This window comes from Streptacidiphilus monticola (assembly GCF_042658505.1).
In the GTDB taxonomy this organism is placed as follows: domain Bacteria; phylum Actinomycetota; class Actinomycetes; order Streptomycetales; family Streptomycetaceae; genus Streptacidiphilus; species Streptacidiphilus monticola.
This window is the reverse complement of the sequence record NZ_JBHSQJ010000038.1, coordinates 32,667-49,398: the sequence shown is the minus strand read 5'-3', so window position 1 is coordinate 49,398 and position 16,732 is coordinate 32,667. Positions and strand designations below refer to the sequence as shown.

Annotated in this window: 8 protein-coding genes; 5 read left to right on the top strand and 3 right to left on the bottom strand. The window is 73.4% G+C overall.

What is annotated here, in order from left to right; translation table 11 throughout:
* Window positions 1-4 precede the first annotated feature (4 nt).
* Complete coding sequence (locus ACFP3V_RS10635; protein ID WP_380582340.1) at window positions 5-2,173, top strand: VMAP-C domain-containing protein; 2,169 nt, start codon at window positions 5-7, stop codon at window positions 2,171-2,173.
* A 5-nt stretch (window positions 2,174-2,178) separates the two neighbouring features.
* Window positions 2,179-5,781 carry an FxSxx-COOH system tetratricopeptide repeat protein gene (gene fxsT / locus ACFP3V_RS10630; RefSeq protein WP_380582338.1) on the top strand — a complete coding sequence of 1,201 codons (3,603 nt, stop codon included), beginning with the start codon at window positions 2,179-2,181 and terminating at the stop codon, window positions 5,779-5,781.
* Between the two features lie 419 nt (window positions 5,782-6,200).
* On the opposite strand, the gene ACFP3V_RS10625 is transcribed toward fxsT, so the two are convergent.
* From ACFP3V_RS10625 to glgP, 3 genes are all read right to left on the bottom strand, one after another.
* On the bottom strand, window positions 6,201-7,910 hold the full coding sequence (locus ACFP3V_RS10625; protein ID WP_380582336.1) for an HEXXH motif domain-containing protein: 1,710 nt from the start codon (window positions 7,908-7,910) through the stop codon (window positions 6,201-6,203).
* 2 nt (window positions 7,911-7,912) lie between these two features.
* Window positions 7,913-8,092, bottom strand: a complete 180-nt coding sequence (locus ACFP3V_RS10620) for a hypothetical protein (protein ID WP_380582334.1) — start codon at window positions 8,090-8,092, stop codon at window positions 7,913-7,915.
* A 124-nt stretch (window positions 8,093-8,216) separates the two neighbouring features.
* On the bottom strand, window positions 8,217-10,853 hold the full coding sequence (glgP, locus tag ACFP3V_RS10615; RefSeq protein WP_380582332.1) for an alpha-glucan family phosphorylase: 2,637 nt from the start codon (window positions 10,851-10,853) through the stop codon (window positions 8,217-8,219).
* Between the two features lie 600 nt (window positions 10,854-11,453).
* On the opposite strand from glgP, the gene ACFP3V_RS10610 reads away from it, so the two are divergent.
* The 3 genes from ACFP3V_RS10610 to ACFP3V_RS10600 all read left to right on the top strand — a co-directional run.
* Window positions 11,454-13,427, top strand: coding sequence for a maltotransferase domain-containing protein (locus ACFP3V_RS10610; RefSeq protein ID WP_380582330.1), 1,974 nt, complete (start codon window positions 11,454-11,456; stop codon window positions 13,425-13,427).
* On the top strand, window positions 13,424-15,130 hold the full coding sequence (gene treS, locus ACFP3V_RS10605) for a maltose alpha-D-glucosyltransferase (protein WP_380582328.1): 1,707 nt from the start codon (window positions 13,424-13,426) through the stop codon (window positions 15,128-15,130). The genes ACFP3V_RS10610 and treS overlap by 4 nt, the downstream gene beginning before the upstream one ends.
* A 176-nt stretch (window positions 15,131-15,306) precedes the next feature.
* Window positions 15,307-16,732 (top strand): maltokinase N-terminal cap-like domain-containing protein (locus ACFP3V_RS10600; protein ID WP_380582326.1); only part of this gene is annotated, 1,426 nt, incomplete at its 3' end.

Below are 16,732 nucleotides of genomic sequence, written 5' to 3'. Positions count from 1 at the left end.
ACGCGTGACGGTCTCCCGACGCCTGGTCGAGATCTACGCCGAGGGCACCGCGGCCCCCGCCGAGCCGGCCTCCGGGGCATCCCCCGCCCGCAGCGAGTACCGCTTCGGCTCCGGCTGGGTCCTGGGCCGCAACGCGGTGCTGACCGCCGCCCATGTGGTGCCCGAGGGGACCACCGGACCGGGGCTGAGCTGGTCGGTGCGGCTGCGCCCGGCCGCCGAGGACACCGGCTCCGCCTGGTTCCGCGCCGAGGTGTGCTGGCGGGACCGGCAGCGCGACATGGTCCTGCTGCATGTCGTGGACCGGGCCTGGACCCCGCCCGCGGAACCCGACCGCGGCCACGCGCCGCCCGGCGCCGACGTCCGCGACTGCGAAGTCCTGGGCCTGCCCTACGAGTTCACCATGCCCGGCGGCGAGCGCGACGTGTTCCAGGGCGACGGCCGGCTGCTCCCCGCCTACCGGCAGCGGTCCGCCCACGACCGGCTGCGGGTCCGGCTGACGTCCGGGCTGACCACTCCGGACGGCTGGCACGGGATGTCCGGCGGGCCGGTGCTCGACCGCCAGGGCCAGTTGCTCGCGCTGGTGGTCTCCGTCCCCGACCAGGCCGACCAGCTGCTGGTCGCGGACACCCGGTCGCTCCCGTCCGACCCGCACTTCAGCACCGCCTTCGCCGCCTGCCACCAGCCCGACCTGACACCGCCGGAGCCGCCGCCGGACCTCCGGCCCGCGTTGCAGGAGGAGTTCGAACGAGTGCTGGCCGGCTCGCCGCTGCTGGCCGAGTCCGGCATGGTCCGGCTGCTCGCCCACGACGTGTCCCGGCAACTGCGCAAGGCTCCCGCCCTGGACTACGGGCCGGGCACGGCCGACACCAGGGCCATGGCGCTGGTCGCGGACTTCGGCGACGAGCCGCCGGGCATCCGGGCCATCGTCCGGGCCCATGCCCGGATGTCGCCGCAGGAGGAGCGGCTGAACCGGCGGCTGCTGCGCCGCGCCGACGAGTGGGACTCGCTGGCGTCCCCGCTGGTGAGCCGGATCGAGGACTGGCTCGGCATGCGGGCCCGGCTGCAGGCGTTCCCGCTCGACGCCTCGGCGCTGCCCAACATCGACTGGCCCACCACGAAGACCTTCTGGCGAACCGTCAACCAGGACGGCTCCGAGCATCCGCCCGGCCACTGCGCGACGGCCTGGCATGCGTTCACCCACCTGCTGTGCCGCAACGCCGCCACCGAGGGCCTGCCCTACGCCATGCGCTTCGTCGAGGAGCTCGCCCACGCCTCGGCCCCGGAGACCTGCGGCGAACTGCAGGCGGCCAACCGGCAGTGGGCGGTGCAGCTGGGGTTGGGGGAGGCGATCGACCTGTACCGGGACCAGATGCTCGGGCTGCCCCGGCCGCGCGAGGAGGACCTCGCCCCGACAGTGGTGCTGGAGCTGCTGCCGGACGGCCTGCGCAGCGGTCACCTGCAGTTGGTGGGCCACCTGCAGCAGAACGCCCACGGCTGGCGTCCCATCCCGACCCCGCGCCGCTCCGTGCGCGAGGACCAACTGGCCCGTGAGGTAGACCGGTTGATCGGGACCGTGGAGCCCGCGCACGAGGACGGGCGGCTGCCGCTGATCGTCGCCTTCCTGCTCCCGGTCAGCCTGCTGCCGCTGGCGGTGGAGCGGCTGGAACGTCCGGGACAGCCGCCGCTCGGCGCCCGCTACCCGGTGGTGCTGCGCAGCTGGGACCGGGAGGCGGACCAGGAGAGCCTCTACGGCCTGTGGACGGCGGGCTGGACGTCCCTGGTCGAGTCGGAGCGGGCCTCGGTGCTCTGGGACAGCGGCGAGGACTTCCGGGTCCCGATGCCCTCGGCCCAGCAGGTCCCCGGCTCGGTCGCGGTGCTCTCCGGCGCCCCGGGCCGCCGCTGGGAGCGGAACCTGCAGGACGTCGTGCTGGCCGGCGTGCCGGTGGCGCTGTGGCCCCGCGAGGGGCGCTGGGATCCGCTGGTGCAGACCCGGATCCGCTCCCTGCTCGACGGACCGCCCGCGCAACTTCCGCGTCGTGTCTGGGAGTTGCGCCGGGCGGCGGCCGATCCGGACACGGGCGTCACGCTGGACGAGGTGGACGCCGACCTCGCACGCCACCTGGCCCTGCTCTGGGACGACCCGGCCAAGCGGATCCGCAGGACCCGGCGGTGACGCCGGTGCCGACGGCAGTGGTGGACGACAGCTGGGCCGGCTCCCCCTACCGGGAGAGCCTGGTCCGCGCGCTGCTGCGGCTGCTCCGCTCCCGCGGCCCGGAGCCGGGGCTCCTCGGCCTCGACGCGGCCGAGGAGCTGCCGCCGGGGACGGTGCGCCTGCTGCTCACCGACGGACTCAGCCCGCGCTGGCGCGACGGCACGGCGCTGGAGCTGCTGCGACGCTGGGGCCGCTCGGGGCCGACGGCCGCCGTCCTGCTCTCCGCTGACGCCGTGCCACTTGTGCCCGGTCCCGCGACGGCCCGGACCCGGCTGCGGGCGCCCGGCCCCGGGGCCGCGAACCTGCACTGGCGGCTTGAGCAGCTCCCGGACGAGGAACCGCTGCAGGTCGGGGCAGGTCCCGTGGTGCCGCTGCTCCACGCCGAGCCGCGCTGGTTCGCCGCCTGGGACCGGTTGCTGTCCGGCGGGCGGACCGTCCAACTGACCGTCTGCCGCCCCGCCACCGACGGCCCGCCCCGTCAGCCTGGTCCGGTCCCGGTGCGGGACGCCGTCCGGGCCTTCGCCGCGACGGCCTCACCGACCGCCTTCGCGCTCGGCGTGCTGCTGGCCGCCGTCCCCGTGACGCCCGCGATCACCGCGCAGCTGTGCCGGCTGGTGCCCGGCAGCGCTCCGCTGGACGTCATGCCACTGCTGGCGCACGGGCTGCTGGTCCCGGCGGAGACGCGTCCGGACGCGGAGGCGGGGGCGTTGGACTTCCGTCCCGGCGCGCGGGCCGCGCTGCTCGGCTACGGCCGACGCACCGACGCGCAGCTGGCCTGGCGGGCCGTGGACGCGGTCTGCTCGCCCGACCGCCCGCTGTTCGCGCCGGTGCTGGACCGACCGGAACGGGCCGGACGGCCGGAAGGTCCAGCGCCGCACCTGCGGGTGCTGGCGGAGGTGCTCGCCGTCCTCGACGGCCCCCGGGCGGAGCCGCCGCCGCACGCTTTGCCCGCCCCTGACGGGGAACAACCAACTCGACACCCGGCAGGGCCCGTTGACACACCGCCGAGCACAGCGCGACGACCGGCGGCAGGGGGAGGTTCCATGACCACGAGCACCGGCACCGCACCCGCGATCTGGGGCAACATCCCTCCCCGGAACCGCAACTTCACCGGTCGGGCGGAGCTTCTGTCCACCCTGCACGAGCGGCTCGCGGACGGGGCCACCGCGGTGCTGCCGGAGGCGATGCACGGGCTGGGCGGCATCGGCAAGTCGCAGCTGGCCGTCGAGTACCTGTACCGGCACCAGGGGGAGTACGACCTGGTGTGGTGGATCCCGTCCGAGCGCACCCCGCAGATCACGCAGTCGCTGGCCGAGTTGGGCCGCCGGCTCGGCATCACCGAGGCGGAGCCCGGCGCCACCGTCGGCGCGGTGCTCGACGCGCTGCGCACCGGGCAGCCCTACCAGCGCTGGCTGCTCGTCTTCGACAACGCCGAGAGCCCCGAGCAGATCGCGCCGTTCCTGCCGACGACCGGCACCGGCTCCGTGCTGATCACCTCCCGCTACCCCCACTGGGAGCACGTGGCCCGGCAGTTGGAGGTCACGGTGTTCACCCGCGACGAGAGCAAGGAGCTGCTCCGCCGCCGCGGCCAGGACCTCAGCGACGAGGACGCGGACCGGCTCGCGGAGGCGCTCGGCGACCTGCCGCTGGCCATCGAGCAGGCGGCGGCGTGGCGGGCGGAGACGGGGATGTCCGCCGACGAGTACCTGCGCCTGTTCGAGGAGAAGAAGTCCGAACTGCTGCAGTTCTCGGCGCCGTTCGACTACCAGAAGTCGGCGGCCACGGCCTGGAACGTGTCGCTCGACCACGTCGAGCGGATCAACCCGGCCGCCATCCAGCTGCTGCAGGTCTGCGCCTTCTTCGCGCCCGAGCCGATCCCGCGCGGCCTGCTCACCGGGCCCAAGCGGGCGGGCATCACCCCGGAGCTGGACCGCGCCCTCGCCGACGAGATGCGGCTGAGCCTGGCGATCCGGGAGATCTCCCGCTACTCGCTGGCCCGCATCGACCCGCGGACCAAGGCGGTGCAGATGCACCGCCTGGTGCAGGCGGCGCTGGTCAACCGGATGACGGAAAGTCAGCAGGCGCGCATGCGGCAGGGCGCGCACATGCTGCTGTCGGCCGCCGACCCGCGCAACCCCGAGTCCCCGAGCAGTTGGGAGCGCTACGCGGAGCTGTATCCGCACGTCGCCGCCTCCCAGGCGATCCGCTCGGCGGACCCGTGGGTGCGCGAGCTGGTCCTCAACGTGGCCAAGTACCTGCAGCGCTGGGGCGACCACAGCACCGCCCTGGAGTTCACCACCGAGGCCTACCAGGTGTGGAAGGCGGAGTTCGGCGAGGACGAGCAGCACACGCTGCGGATGGCGTGGTGGCTCGGCTTCGTGCTGACGGCCAACGGCCGCTACGCGGAGGCCGCCGAGCTCAACAACCGCACCCTGCGGCACTACGAGAAGCAGACGCCCGGAGACCCCGGCGCGCTGCGGCCCTCGCAGATCCGCGAGGAACGCCTGGACGCGATGAGCGCGGTGGCGGCCGACCTGCGGGTCAAGGGCGATTTCGACGCCGCCCTGGAGATGTCGCGGACCGTGCACGAGCTCTCGCTGCGGGCCTTCGACGAGGAGGACCCGGTCACTCTGAACGCCGCGCACAACCTCGGCGTCAGCCTGCGCCTGGTCGGCCGGTTCCAGGACGCCTACGAGCTCGACCGGCGCACCTGGGCGCAGAAGGCGGAACTGTTCGGCACCCACCACGAGCAGACGCTGCTCACCCGGAACGGTCTGAGCATCGACCAGCGGGAGCTGGGCCGCTACGAGCACGCCCGCAACCGGCAGGAGGAGGTCGTCGCGCTGCACGAGCAGCTGCTCGGCATCAGCAACCAGGCGACCCTGCACGCCCGCCGGGTGCTCGCGGTGGCCCGCCGCAAGGCCGGGGACCACCAGGGCGCCCGTGAACTGTCGGAGCGGACGCTGGAGTTGATGCGCCGTCGGTTCGGCGACGAGCACCCGGACACGATGGCGTCCGCGCTGGCCCTGTCCGTGGACCTGCGCCACACCGGCGAGTTGGAGGCCGCGGCCTCGCTGGCCAAGGAGACGGCCGCCCGCTTCGCGGAGACCCTGGGCGCCGAACACCCGCACACCCGCTCCGCGTTCGCCAACCTGGCGATCACGCTGCGGCTGGCCGGGGACGCGGAGGGCGCGCTGCAGCAGGACGAGGCGGCCTTCGCCGGGCTCAGCGAGCGGCTGGGGCGGAACCACGTCCTGGCGCTGGTGGTGGAGACGAACCTGGCCAGTGATCTCGCTGCGCTCGGCCGCCACGAGGAGGCCCTGGCGCGGGGGTTGGACGTGGTCGCCCGCTCCAGCGAGATCCTCGGCCCGGAGCACCCGTCCACGCTGGCCGCCCGCGCGAACGTCGCCCTCGACCTGCGCGCCGTGGGCCGCGAGGACGAGGCCCTCGCCGACCACGCCGCCACCGTCGAAGCCATGCGCCGCGTCCTCGGCCCCACCCACCCCGCCACCGCAGACTTCGCCGCCTGGACCCGCGCCAACTGCTACATCGACCCGCTCCCCCTCTGACCCCCTCCCCGGCACCCCCAACGGCGGCCGGCCCGCCCCGGCCTCCCGCGCCAGCGCGGTGGCCCGCGACGCGTGGCCGCCCTCGCCTCCGGCGACAGGGAGGCGCCAGCCCCGCCTTCGGCACGCCCGCCGCTCCCCAGAACCACAGCGGCTCCGCCCGGCCGACCCTGCCTCCGGCAGAACCGCAGCCGCAAGGCGCGGCCGCTCCGCCGACGGCGAGGCGGGGCGGCCGCCCACACCCAAGCACGGTCCGGCGGCCTCCTCCGGCGGGACCGCGGCCGAACATGGGGCCCCTGTGCCCGGCCGACGCCGAGCCGACAGGGACCACGGGCCCCAGCAACGCGCGCAGCGCGGCTCCGCCTGCGGCACACGAGCGCGGGTGCCCGGGGGAGCGCCCCCGCCGCTCGGCAGACAGGAGGTCAGTGGCCGGGGTTCGCGGTGGGGACTGGGGGCGGGGAGAGGAGGGCGTGGCCGAGCCAGGTGGCGGTGGGTTCGGGGGGAGCGCCGTGGCGGGCGAGGGCGAGGACGAGTTCGGGGCGGCGCAGCAGGGCCAGCGCCGTGGGGTCGGATTCCGTCCGCTCCTCGGCCAGGGCGAGGCCGAGGCCGACCAGGGCGGGCACGTGGGTCGGGTCGTCCCGCAGCGCGGCCCGGTAGGCCTCGGCGGCGGACCGGGGCTGACGCTCCGCCAGTTCCCGGTCGCCGGGCACCGCTCCACCGACCGACGGGGGCGGCCACGCTCCCGTCAGCCGGTGGCGGGCCAGTACCGCCCGCGCGTCGAAGTCCGCGGCGGCCGGCGCGGGGACCACCACGGCCTGATCCGCCGTCAGCTCCGGCTCCGGCCGCTCCGCGCCGTCCCGGTACCGCCGCAGCAGGCCTTCGGCCTGCTCGCGCGGCACCGCGAGGTGCCAGGCGCGCCAGGCCGCGGCGTGGTCGCTCGCGGCCGGGGAGGTCTGCCCTCCCTCGGGCAGCGACGCCAACTCCGCCGTCAGCGCGGCCACCAGGCGGCGGCCCGCACCGGTCAGCGCCGGGTCGTCCGCCAGGGACTCCAGCGCGCGCCGGGTCTGCCGCCGCCACAGCGCGGCCTCGAACCGGGCGAGCTGGTCGCCCCCCGTCGCCCGGGCCTGCCAGAAGCGGGCCACCGCCGTGAAGGCGTAGACGCCCTGCAGCAGTCCGCCCAGCGGCCGGGGGTCGTCACGCCACGGCGCGTACCGCAGCCGGCCGTCCCCCTCGGCGTAGAAGTCCTGGAGGTGGAACAGCGCGCCGAGCCGGTTGTGGGCGAACTCGTGCACCAGCGTGGCCGCGAACTGCTCGGCACTGTCCGGGAAGGAGGCCAGCACGGCGCCGAAGGCGTCACCCGAGCTGGCGCTGCGGGGCCGGTGCGGCTCGGCCGCCGCCAGCGGCACCACGACTCGCAGCCCGGCGACGATCGCCTCCGCCGCGTCCGGATCGACCTGCCGCAGCACCTCCAGGCCCGCCTCCGCGACCGCGCGCCACTCCTCGCAGTCGGCGTCGGACAGCCGCTGCGGCAGCTCCGCCCGGAGCAGGCCCCGGTACGGATCCACGTCGTCCAACACCGCCGTGCCGATTCCCAGCTGACGCAGCGGCAGCCACTCGGCAGCGCCGGCCACCCGGGCCGCGCCGCCGCCGAAGGCGACGACGGCCTCGCTCCACTCCTCGCGCGCTCCGCCCGGGTCCGCGAGCACGGCCAGCCCGAGGGACGGCAGCGACACCGTGCCCTGCCACGCGGGCACGGCGAGCCGGCCCTCCAGTCCCGCCACCGCGGCGGCCGCCGCCGCGACCGCGTACAGCCGGCGCGGTTCGACGTCCCCGGGGTGCGGAGAGACCGCCGAACCACGGACCAGGCGCAGCGCGTGCGCCGCCCAGGTGCCCACGCCCGGGTGCAGCAGCAGCTCCCGCACCGGCCCCGGCGCGGTCCGCTGGGCGCGGCCCAGCAGCTGCCAGGCGTCCGTGTAGTCCCGCCCCGCATCGGTCAGCGCCCGGCGCAGCGCGGTGAGCAGTTGCAGCCGCCAGCTCCACTCGCTGTCGGCCAGCCGCCGCACCGCCGCCGCACTGCCGCGGGCCGCGAGGAGTTCCTCCAGGTCGGCGCGGGGCAGGACGTGCGGGCGCACGGTCAGCCCTCGCGTTGGGGGTTGTACCCGCCGAAGCTGGAACGAGCGTTGTCGATGCGCGCCAGCATGCGCGCCACGGACGCGTCCAGCGCGGCGTCGCGGAGCTCCCACAGCGTGTCGAGATCGACCCCGGTGAGATCCGCGAGCTGCGCCTCCGTGTGCCCGGAGTCGTCTCCCATCACACGCGGAACTCTAGACCGTCGCCGCGCTCCCGGCGCGCGAATCGCAGAGCCCGTGCGCCCCCCGTTCACCCCAAAGGAGCGACCCTCCGCCGCAGTTGACGGAGGGTCGCGGCAGTGCGGCCGTTCAGCGCAGCACGCCCGCCTCCAGCCCCGCCGTCTCGGCGGGCACCGAGACCAGTCCCAGCTCCGTCTCCGAGGCCAGCAGGGGGTGGCTCGGCAGGATGCGGACGGTGTAGCCAAAGGCGCCCGTGCGGTTCAGGGGCAGCGGCCCCTCGTAGCGCCAGCGGCCGTCCACGTCCGCCCGGTCGGCGGGCTTGAGCGGGACGGCCGTCGCGTCCGTGATCACGTCGGAGTCGTCCACCCGGCCCGAGACCACCTGGACCTCGACCTCGCTCGGGTCGAGGCCGTCCAGCGAGACCAGCACCCGCAGCGACAGGGTCGAGCCCAGTTCGGGCGCGTCCGCGCCGGGTCCGGTGGCCTCCACGTGCTCGACCCGGATCTGCGGCCAGTGCGCCCGCACCCGCTGCTTCCAGGACGCCAGCTCTGACGCCCCGTCACCGGCGAGGGCCCGGTGGGCCTCCGCCGCCGGGGTGTACAGCCGCTCGATGTACTCGCGCACCATCCGCCCCGCGACGACCTTCGGGCCCAGGGTGACCAGGGTGTGCCGGACCATCCGGATCCACCGGCGCGGCACGCCGTCCGCCGCCCGGTCGTAGAACCGGGGCGCGACCTGCTGCTCGATCAGCGAGTAGAGCGCGGCGGACTCGATCTCGTCACGTCGGTCCTCGTCGCTCTCGCCGTCCGCGGTCGGGATGGCCCAGCCGTTCTCGCCGTCGAACCACTCGTCCCACCAGCCGTCCAGCACCGACAGGTTGAGCGCGCCGTTGAGCGCGGCCTTCATCCCGGAGGTGCCGCAGGCCTCCAGCGGGCGCAGCGGGTTGTTGAGCCAGACGTCGCAGCCGGGGTAGAGCTTCGCGGCCATGTCCATGTCGTAGTCGGGGAGGAAGACGATGCGGTGCCGCACCGCCGGGTCGTCCGCGAACTCGACCAGCTTCTGGATCAGCTTCTTGCCGCCGTCGTCCGCCGGGTGGGCCTTGCCCGCCACCACGATCTGGATCGGGCGGGTCGGGTGCAGCAGCAGCGACCGCAGCCGGTCCGGGTCGCGCAGCATCAGCGTGAGCCGCTTGTAGGAGGGCACCCTGCGGGCGAAGCCGATGGTCAGCACGTCCGGGTCGAGCACCGCGCCGGTCCAGGCCAACTCCGCCTCCCCGGCTCCGCGTTGCCGCCAGGAGCAGCGCAGCCTGCGCCGGGCCTCCTCGACCAGCTGGGCCCGCAGCCTGCGGCGCAGCTCCCAGATCTCCTGGTCGGGAATGGCCTCGATGCCGTTCCAGCGCCGGGCCTCGCCCAGCTGCATCGCGTCCTCGATCCGCTCGGGGCCGAGCTCGCGTGCCGCCAGCTCGACGACCTGCGGGTCCACCCAGGTCGGCGCGTGGACGCCGTTGGTGACCGAGGTGATCGGCACCTCCTCGGCGTCGAAGCCGGGCCACAGGCCGCTGAACATGGAGCGGCTGACCCGCCCATGGAGCAGGCTGACGCCGTTGGCCCGCTGGGCCAGGCGCAGGCCCATCGCGGCCATGTTGAACAGCGCCGGGTCGCCGCCGGGCCAGCTCTCCGCGCCGAGCGCCAGGATCCGGTCGACGGGGACGCCGAAGAGGCCGCCGTCGCCCTCGAAGTGACGGCGCACCAGCTCCCGGTCGAAGCGGTCGATACCGGCGGGCACGGGAGTGTGGGTGGTGAACACGGTGCCGGCCCGGACGGCCTCGAGCGCGGCGTCGAAGGAGTACGGCCGGTCCTCGGCGGCGAGCAGTTCGCGGATGCGTTCGACGCCGAGGAAGCCGGCATGGCCCTCGTTGGTGTGGAAGACCTCGGGCTCGGCGTGTCCGGTGAGTCGGCAGAAGGTGCGGACGGCCCGCACACCGCCGATGCCGAGCAGCATCTCCTGCATCAGCCGGTGCTCGCTGCCGCCGCCGTAGAGGCGGTCGGTGACGTCGCGTTCGCGGGGCTCGTTCTCCTCGATGTCGGAGTCGAGCATCAGCAGCGGCACCCGGCCGACCTGGGCCTTCCAGATCTGGGCGCGCAGCGTGCGGCCGCCGGGCAGGCCGAGGGCGACGGTGCACGGGCCGCCGTCCTCCTCGCGCAGCAGGGTGACCGCGAGTTCGTTGGGGTCGAGCAGCGGATAGCGCTCCTGCTGCCAGCCGTCGCGGGAGAGCGACTGGCGGAAGTAGCCGTGGCGGTACAGCAGGCCGACGCCGATGATGGGGACGCCCAGGTCGCTGGCCGCCTTGAGGTGGTCGCCGGCCAGGATGCCCAGACCGCCGGAGTACTGCGGGAGGGCGGCGGTGATGCCGAACTCCGGGGAGAAGTAGGCGATGGCCGCGGGCAGTTCCGCGGCGCCGTGGCCCTGCTGCCCCTGGTACCAGCGCGGGCCGGTGAGGTAGTCGCGCAGTTCGTCGGCTGCGTCGTCGAGGCGGCGCAGGAAGCGGCGGTCGGCCGCGAGCGCGGTGAGCCGATCGGCCGGGACCGCGCCGAGCAGCCGGACCGGGTCGCCGCCGGTCTGCTCCCAGACCTCCGGGTCCACTGCGCGGAACAGCTCCCGGGTCTCCGGGTGCCAGGACCAGCGCAGGTTGAGCGCGAGCTGGCCCAGGGCCTGCAGAGGTTCGGGAAGGACGGTACGGACCGTGAAACGTCGGATTGCCTTCACCCAGCCGAAGATAGCCGCGTCACATGACAGTTCGTCGCATGTCCGGTGTCGGGGTGCGGCCGTTCGGCGCATTGGTGCGATCGGAGGGGGCTTGCTTCACCCTCCCGTGTGTAACGCGCGCGCGGGCGCACACCGGCGCATGGGGGCGCAGCCGTCCGGCAGTTCACACTGCACTCATACAGCAGTCCGCTTCCGGAGCACGAACGTGCGCTCCGGGTGGCCGAATCCGTGCACTACTGCACCGTAACCGCGTTCGACAGTGACACCATCGGAGGGAAGCGCGCAGGTGGGCCCGGGGCCCGGGTCCGGCTGCGCGGACTCGTCCTGCGTGTCTCCGCGAACCGCGCGATCGTTGTTCCGACGGATGCTGTCAGCAGCAGCCATGTTGTTTGGGGTTGTTGGGATAGTCAGCCCGGAGGGCAGGTTGCCGGAGCGGGGAGCCGGGGAAGGCTCTCAGCGTCTGACGGTCTTCCGGCGCAGCCGAGCTTCTTTGACATCCCGTCATCTCACACAGCGTCACGGTTTCCGCTTTCTGCTTTGCGTTTTCGACCAGCACCTTCCGTTGAACACGTTGCACAACCGAGAGGGCGAGCTCAGCACATGATCGGCCGCATCCCCGTACTGGACCCCAGCCCGCTCGTCGACGGCGGCCGCCGTCCGGCCAAGGCGGTGGTCGGCGAGGCCTTCGAGGTCAGCGCCACCCTCTTCCGCGAGGGCCACGATCTGATCGGCGCGAACGTGGTGCTGCGCGACCCGCGCGGCCGCGCCGGGGAGTGGACGCCGATGCGCGAACTCGCCCCCGGTACCGACCGCTGGGGCGCGGTCGTGGTGCCCACCTCGCCCGGCCGCTGGACCTGGACCGTGGAGGCCTGGGCCGACCCGGTGGCCACCTGGCGCCACGCGGCCGAGATCAAGGTGCCGGCCGGCATCGAGCCGGAGCTGATGCTGGAGGAGGGCGCCGAGCTGCTGGAGCGCGCCGCCCGCGGGGTCACCAAGAAGGACGGCAAGGCCCACGTGCTGGCCGCGGCCGAGATGCTGCGCGACGCCTCGCTCGATCCGCTGACGCGTCTTCAGGGCGCCCTGTCCCCGCAGCTGGACGCGGTGCTGGCGCGGCACCCGCTGCGCGAGCTGGTGACCTCCTCGCGCGCCCACGCCGTCCAAGTGGACCGCCCGCGCGCCCTGTTCGGGTCATGGTACGAGTTCTTCCCCCGTTCGGAGGGGGCCAAGGTCGACCCCACAGGTCACCGCCCGCCCGTGTCGGGCACGCTGCGCACGGCGGCGGAGCGACTTCCGGCCATCGCCGCGATGGGCTTCGACGTCGTCTACCTGCCGCCGATTCACCCGATCGGCCGTGCCTTCCGCAAGGGCCCCAACAACAGCCTGGAGGCCGGGCCTTACGACGTCGGCTCGCCCTGGGCCATCGGCGGCCCCGAGGGCGGCCACGACGCGGTCCACCCGGACCTGGGGACCATCGAGGACTTCGACCGCTTCGTGGCCCGGGCCCAGGACCTCGGCCTGGAGGTCGCCCTGGACTTCGCGCTGCAGTGCTCCCCGGACCACCCCTGGGTGGAGAAGCACCCCGACTGGTTCACCCAGCGCGCCGACGGCTCCATCGCCTACGCGGAGAACCCCCCGAAGAAGTACCAGGACATCTACCCCATCAACTTCGACAAGGACTTCGACGGCCTGGTCGCGGAGACGCTGCGGGTGCTGCGCCACTGGATGGACCACGGGGTGCGCATCTTCCGCGTCGACAACCCGCACACCAAGCCCGTCGTCTTCTGGGAGAAGGTGCTCGGCGAGATCGCCCGCACCGACCCGGACGTCCTCTTCCTGGCCGAGGCCTTCACCCGGCCCGCGATGATGCGCGCCCTCGGCATGGTCGGCTTCCACCAGTCCTACACCTACTTCACCTGGCGTAACGCGAAGCAGGAACTGACGGAGTACCTGACCGAGCTCTCCCAGGAGACCGCCGCGTTCATGCGGCCCAACTTCTTCACCAACACCCCGGACATCCTGCACGCCTACCTCCAGCACGGCGGCAGGGGCGCCTTCGCGGTCCGGGCGGTGCTGGCCGCCACCATGGCACCCAGCTGGGGCGTCTACTCGGGCTACGAGCTGTTCGAGAACGTCCCGGTCAAGCCCGGCTCCGAGGAGTACCTCGACTCGGAGAAGTACCAACTGCGGCCCCGGGACTGGACCCGGGCCGACACCCTCGCGCCGCTGCTGACCACCCTCAACCGGCTGCGCCGTGAGCACCCCGCCCTGCACGAGCTGCGCAACATCCGCTTCCACCACGTGGACAACGAGCAGGTCATCGCCTACTCGAAGCGGGCCCGGCTGGGTCAGGGCGAGGACACGGTGCTGGTCGTGGTCAACCTCGACCCGCGCCGCACGAACGAGGCCACCGTCCATCTCGACCTCGCCGCCCTGGGCCTGGCCGAGCACGACGAGGCCGACGTGCACGACCTGCTCAGCGGCGCCAGCTACCGCTGGGGCCGGCAGAACTACGTCCGGCTGGACCCTCACCAGCAGACGGCACACATCTTTTCGGTCCGGAGGGCCGCTACGTGATCGTCAACGAACCCGTCCCCGACACCTTCTCCGACACCCCGCAGCGCGACCGGGACCCCGACTGGTTCAAGCGCGCCGTGTTCTACGAAGTCCTGGTCCGCTCCTTCCAGGACAGCAACGGCGACGGGATCGGGGACCTCAAGGGCCTCACCTCGAAGCTGGACTACCTGCAGTGGCTCGGCGTGGACTGCCTCTGGCTGCCGCCGTTCTTCGCCTCCCCGCTGCGCGACGGCGGTTACGACGTCTCCGACTACACCGCCGTCCTGCCGGAGTTCGGCGACCTGGCCGACTTCGTCGAGTTCGTGGACAACGCGCACCAGCGCGGCATGCGCGTGATCATCGACTTCGTCATGAACCACACCAGCGACCAGCACCCGTGGTTCCAGGCCTCCCGCAAGGACCCTGACGGTCCGTACGGCGACTACTACATGTGGGCCGACGACGACAAGCAGTACCAGGACGCCCGGATCATCTTCGTCGACACCGAGACGTCCAACTGGACCTACGACCCGGTCCGCAAGCAGTACTACTGGCACCGCTTCTTCTCGCACCAGCCGGACCTCAACTACGAGAACCCCAAGGTGCAGGAGGAGATCCTGGCCGCGCTGCGGTTCTGGCTCGACCTCGGCATCGACGGCTTCCGGCTGGACGCCGTCCCCTACCTCTACGCCGAGGACGGCACCAACTGCGAGAACCTGCCGCGCACCCACGAGTTCCTCAAGCGGGTGCGCGCCGAGATCGACGCCGAGTACCCGGACACGGTGCTGCTGGCCGAGGCCAACCAGTGGCCCGAGGACGTCGTCGACTACTTCGGCGACTACGCCACCGGCGGCGACGAGTGCCACATGGCCTTCCACTTCCCGGTGATGCCGCGCATCTTCATGTCCGTGCGCCGCGAGTCGCGCTACCCGGTCTCCGAGATCCTGGCCAAGACCCCGGAGATCCCCAGCGGCTGCCAGTGGGGCATCTTCCTGCGCAACCACGACGAGTTGACCCTGGAGATGGTCACCGACGAGGAGCGCGACTACATGTACGCGGAGTACGCCAAGGACCCGCGCATGCGCGCCAACGTGGGCATCCGGCGCCGGCTGGCCCCGCTGCTGGAGAACGACCGCAACCAGATCGAGCTGTTCACCGCGCTGCTGCTGTCGCTGCCCGGCTCCCCGGTGCTGTACTACGGCGACGAGATCGGCATGGGCGACAACATCTGGCTCGGCGACCGCGACGGCGTGCGCACCCCGATGCAGTGGACTCCGGACCGCAACGCCGGTTTCTCCTCGGCGGACCCGGGCAGGCTCAATCTGCCCACCATCATGGACCCGGTCTACGGCTACCAGGTGACCAACGTCGAGGCGCAGATGGCGAACTCCTCGTCGCTGCTGCACTGGACCCGCCGGATGATCGAGATCCGCAAGCTCAACCCCGCCTTCGGGCTGGGCTCGTACGCGGAGCTGCCGTCCAGCAACCCCGCGGTGCTGGCCTTCGTCCGGGAGCACGGAGACGACCTGGTCATGTGCGTCAACAACTTCTCGCGCTTCCCGCAGCCGACGGAGTTGGACCTGCGCGCCTTCGAGGGGCTGATCCCGGTCGAGCTGATCGGCGGGGTCCGCTTCCCCGCGATCGGCCAACTCCCGTACCTGCTCACGCTGGGCGGGCACGGCTTCTACTGGTTCCGCCTCCGGAAGGGCGAGGCCGCCGCCTGACCGTCCGTCAGGACCCCCTGCACGGACGGTGCAACGGTTCGCCTTTAGCCCTTCCGGAGTAGCACAGCTCCGACCCCCGCGCGCCGACGGACACCCGACACCCAGTTCCGGAACACTGACAGATCCGGCAGCCCACCCGCTGCCGGAGCTGTCGGGCTTTCCGGGGAAAGGGAGACATGTCTGACACCTCCCGCCCGAGCGCCGCCGTGTCGCCTCCGGCGCGGTCGGTCGTCCACGAGTCGCTGCTGCAGGCGGCGCTGCCCCTGGTCAGGGACTGGCTGCCACGGCGCCGCTGGTTCGCCGGCAAGGGGCGACCGATCGTCTCGGTCACCCCGGTCAGCGCCACTCCGCTCGGCTTCGAGCCGCTGCTGCTGCATCTGCTGCTCCGGGTGGAGCAGCAGGGCGGGGGCAGCGACTGCTACCAACTCCTGCTCGGCGCCCGGCCGGAGGGCGTGCCCTCGGCGGACGCCGTGATCGGCCACGTCGCCCACGGCCCGCACGACGGCCTGGTGCTCTACGACGCCGCGTACGACCCCGCGTTGACGGACCGGCTGCTCCGGCTGCTGTCCACGCCCCAGCGCCGGGGACTGCTGCGGTTCAGCAACTTCGGCGAACTCGCCTTCCCCGTGGGCACGGTGGGACGGGTCGGGACGGCCGAGCAGAGCAACACCTCGATCGTGTACGGGGACCGCGCGATCCTCAAGCTGTTCCGTCGCGTCTCCCCCGGGCTCAACCCCGATCTCGAGCTCTCGCTGGCGCTGGCCCGCGCCGGGTCCACCCGCATCCCCGCGCCGCTGGCCTGGTTCGAGTCCGAGCTTCCCGAGACGCCCACGGAAGCCCCCGCCACGCTGGGGCTGCTCCAGCGCTTCCTGTCCGACGGGGAGGACGGCTGGGAGCTCGCCCTGCGGCGGGTGGGCATGCTGGAGAAGGCGCCGACGGAGCACGTCGGCAACTTCGCCGCAGAGTCGTTTCTGCTGGGCCGCGCCACGGCGGAGGTGCACCTGGCGCTGGCCCGCTCGCTGCCGGTGACCGTCCTCGGCCGCGCCGAGATCGAGTCGCTCGCCGACGCGATGGCGCTGCGGCTGGACGCGGCGGCCTCGGCGGTCCCCCAACTGGCGCCGTACCAGACCGGCTTGCGCCGCATCTTCCGCGAACTCGCGGCGTCCGCCCGGGCCGGAGCCACCCTGCGGGTCCAGCGCATCCACGGCGACCTCCACCTGGGCCAGGTCATGCGGACCGCGCGCGGCTGGGTCCTGCTCGACTTCGAGGGCGAGCCGGCCAAGCCGCTGTCCGAGCGCCGCCTCCCCCAGCCCGCGATCCGCGACGTCGCCGGCATGCTCCGCTCCTTCGACTACGCGGCGGCCCATCTGGGTCCCTCCCCCTCCCCCGAGGTGGCCACGGCGGCGTCCGCGTGGGCCGCCCGCAACAGGGCCGCGTACTGCGCGGGTTACGCCGCAGCGGGCGCGGAGGACCCCCTCGCCGACCCGCTGCTGCTCCGCGCCCTGGAGACGGACAAGGCGGTCTACGAGGTCCTCTACGAGGCCCGCCACCGCCCCGAATGGCTTCCCATCCCCCTCTCCGCCATCTCCCGCCTCGCCACCG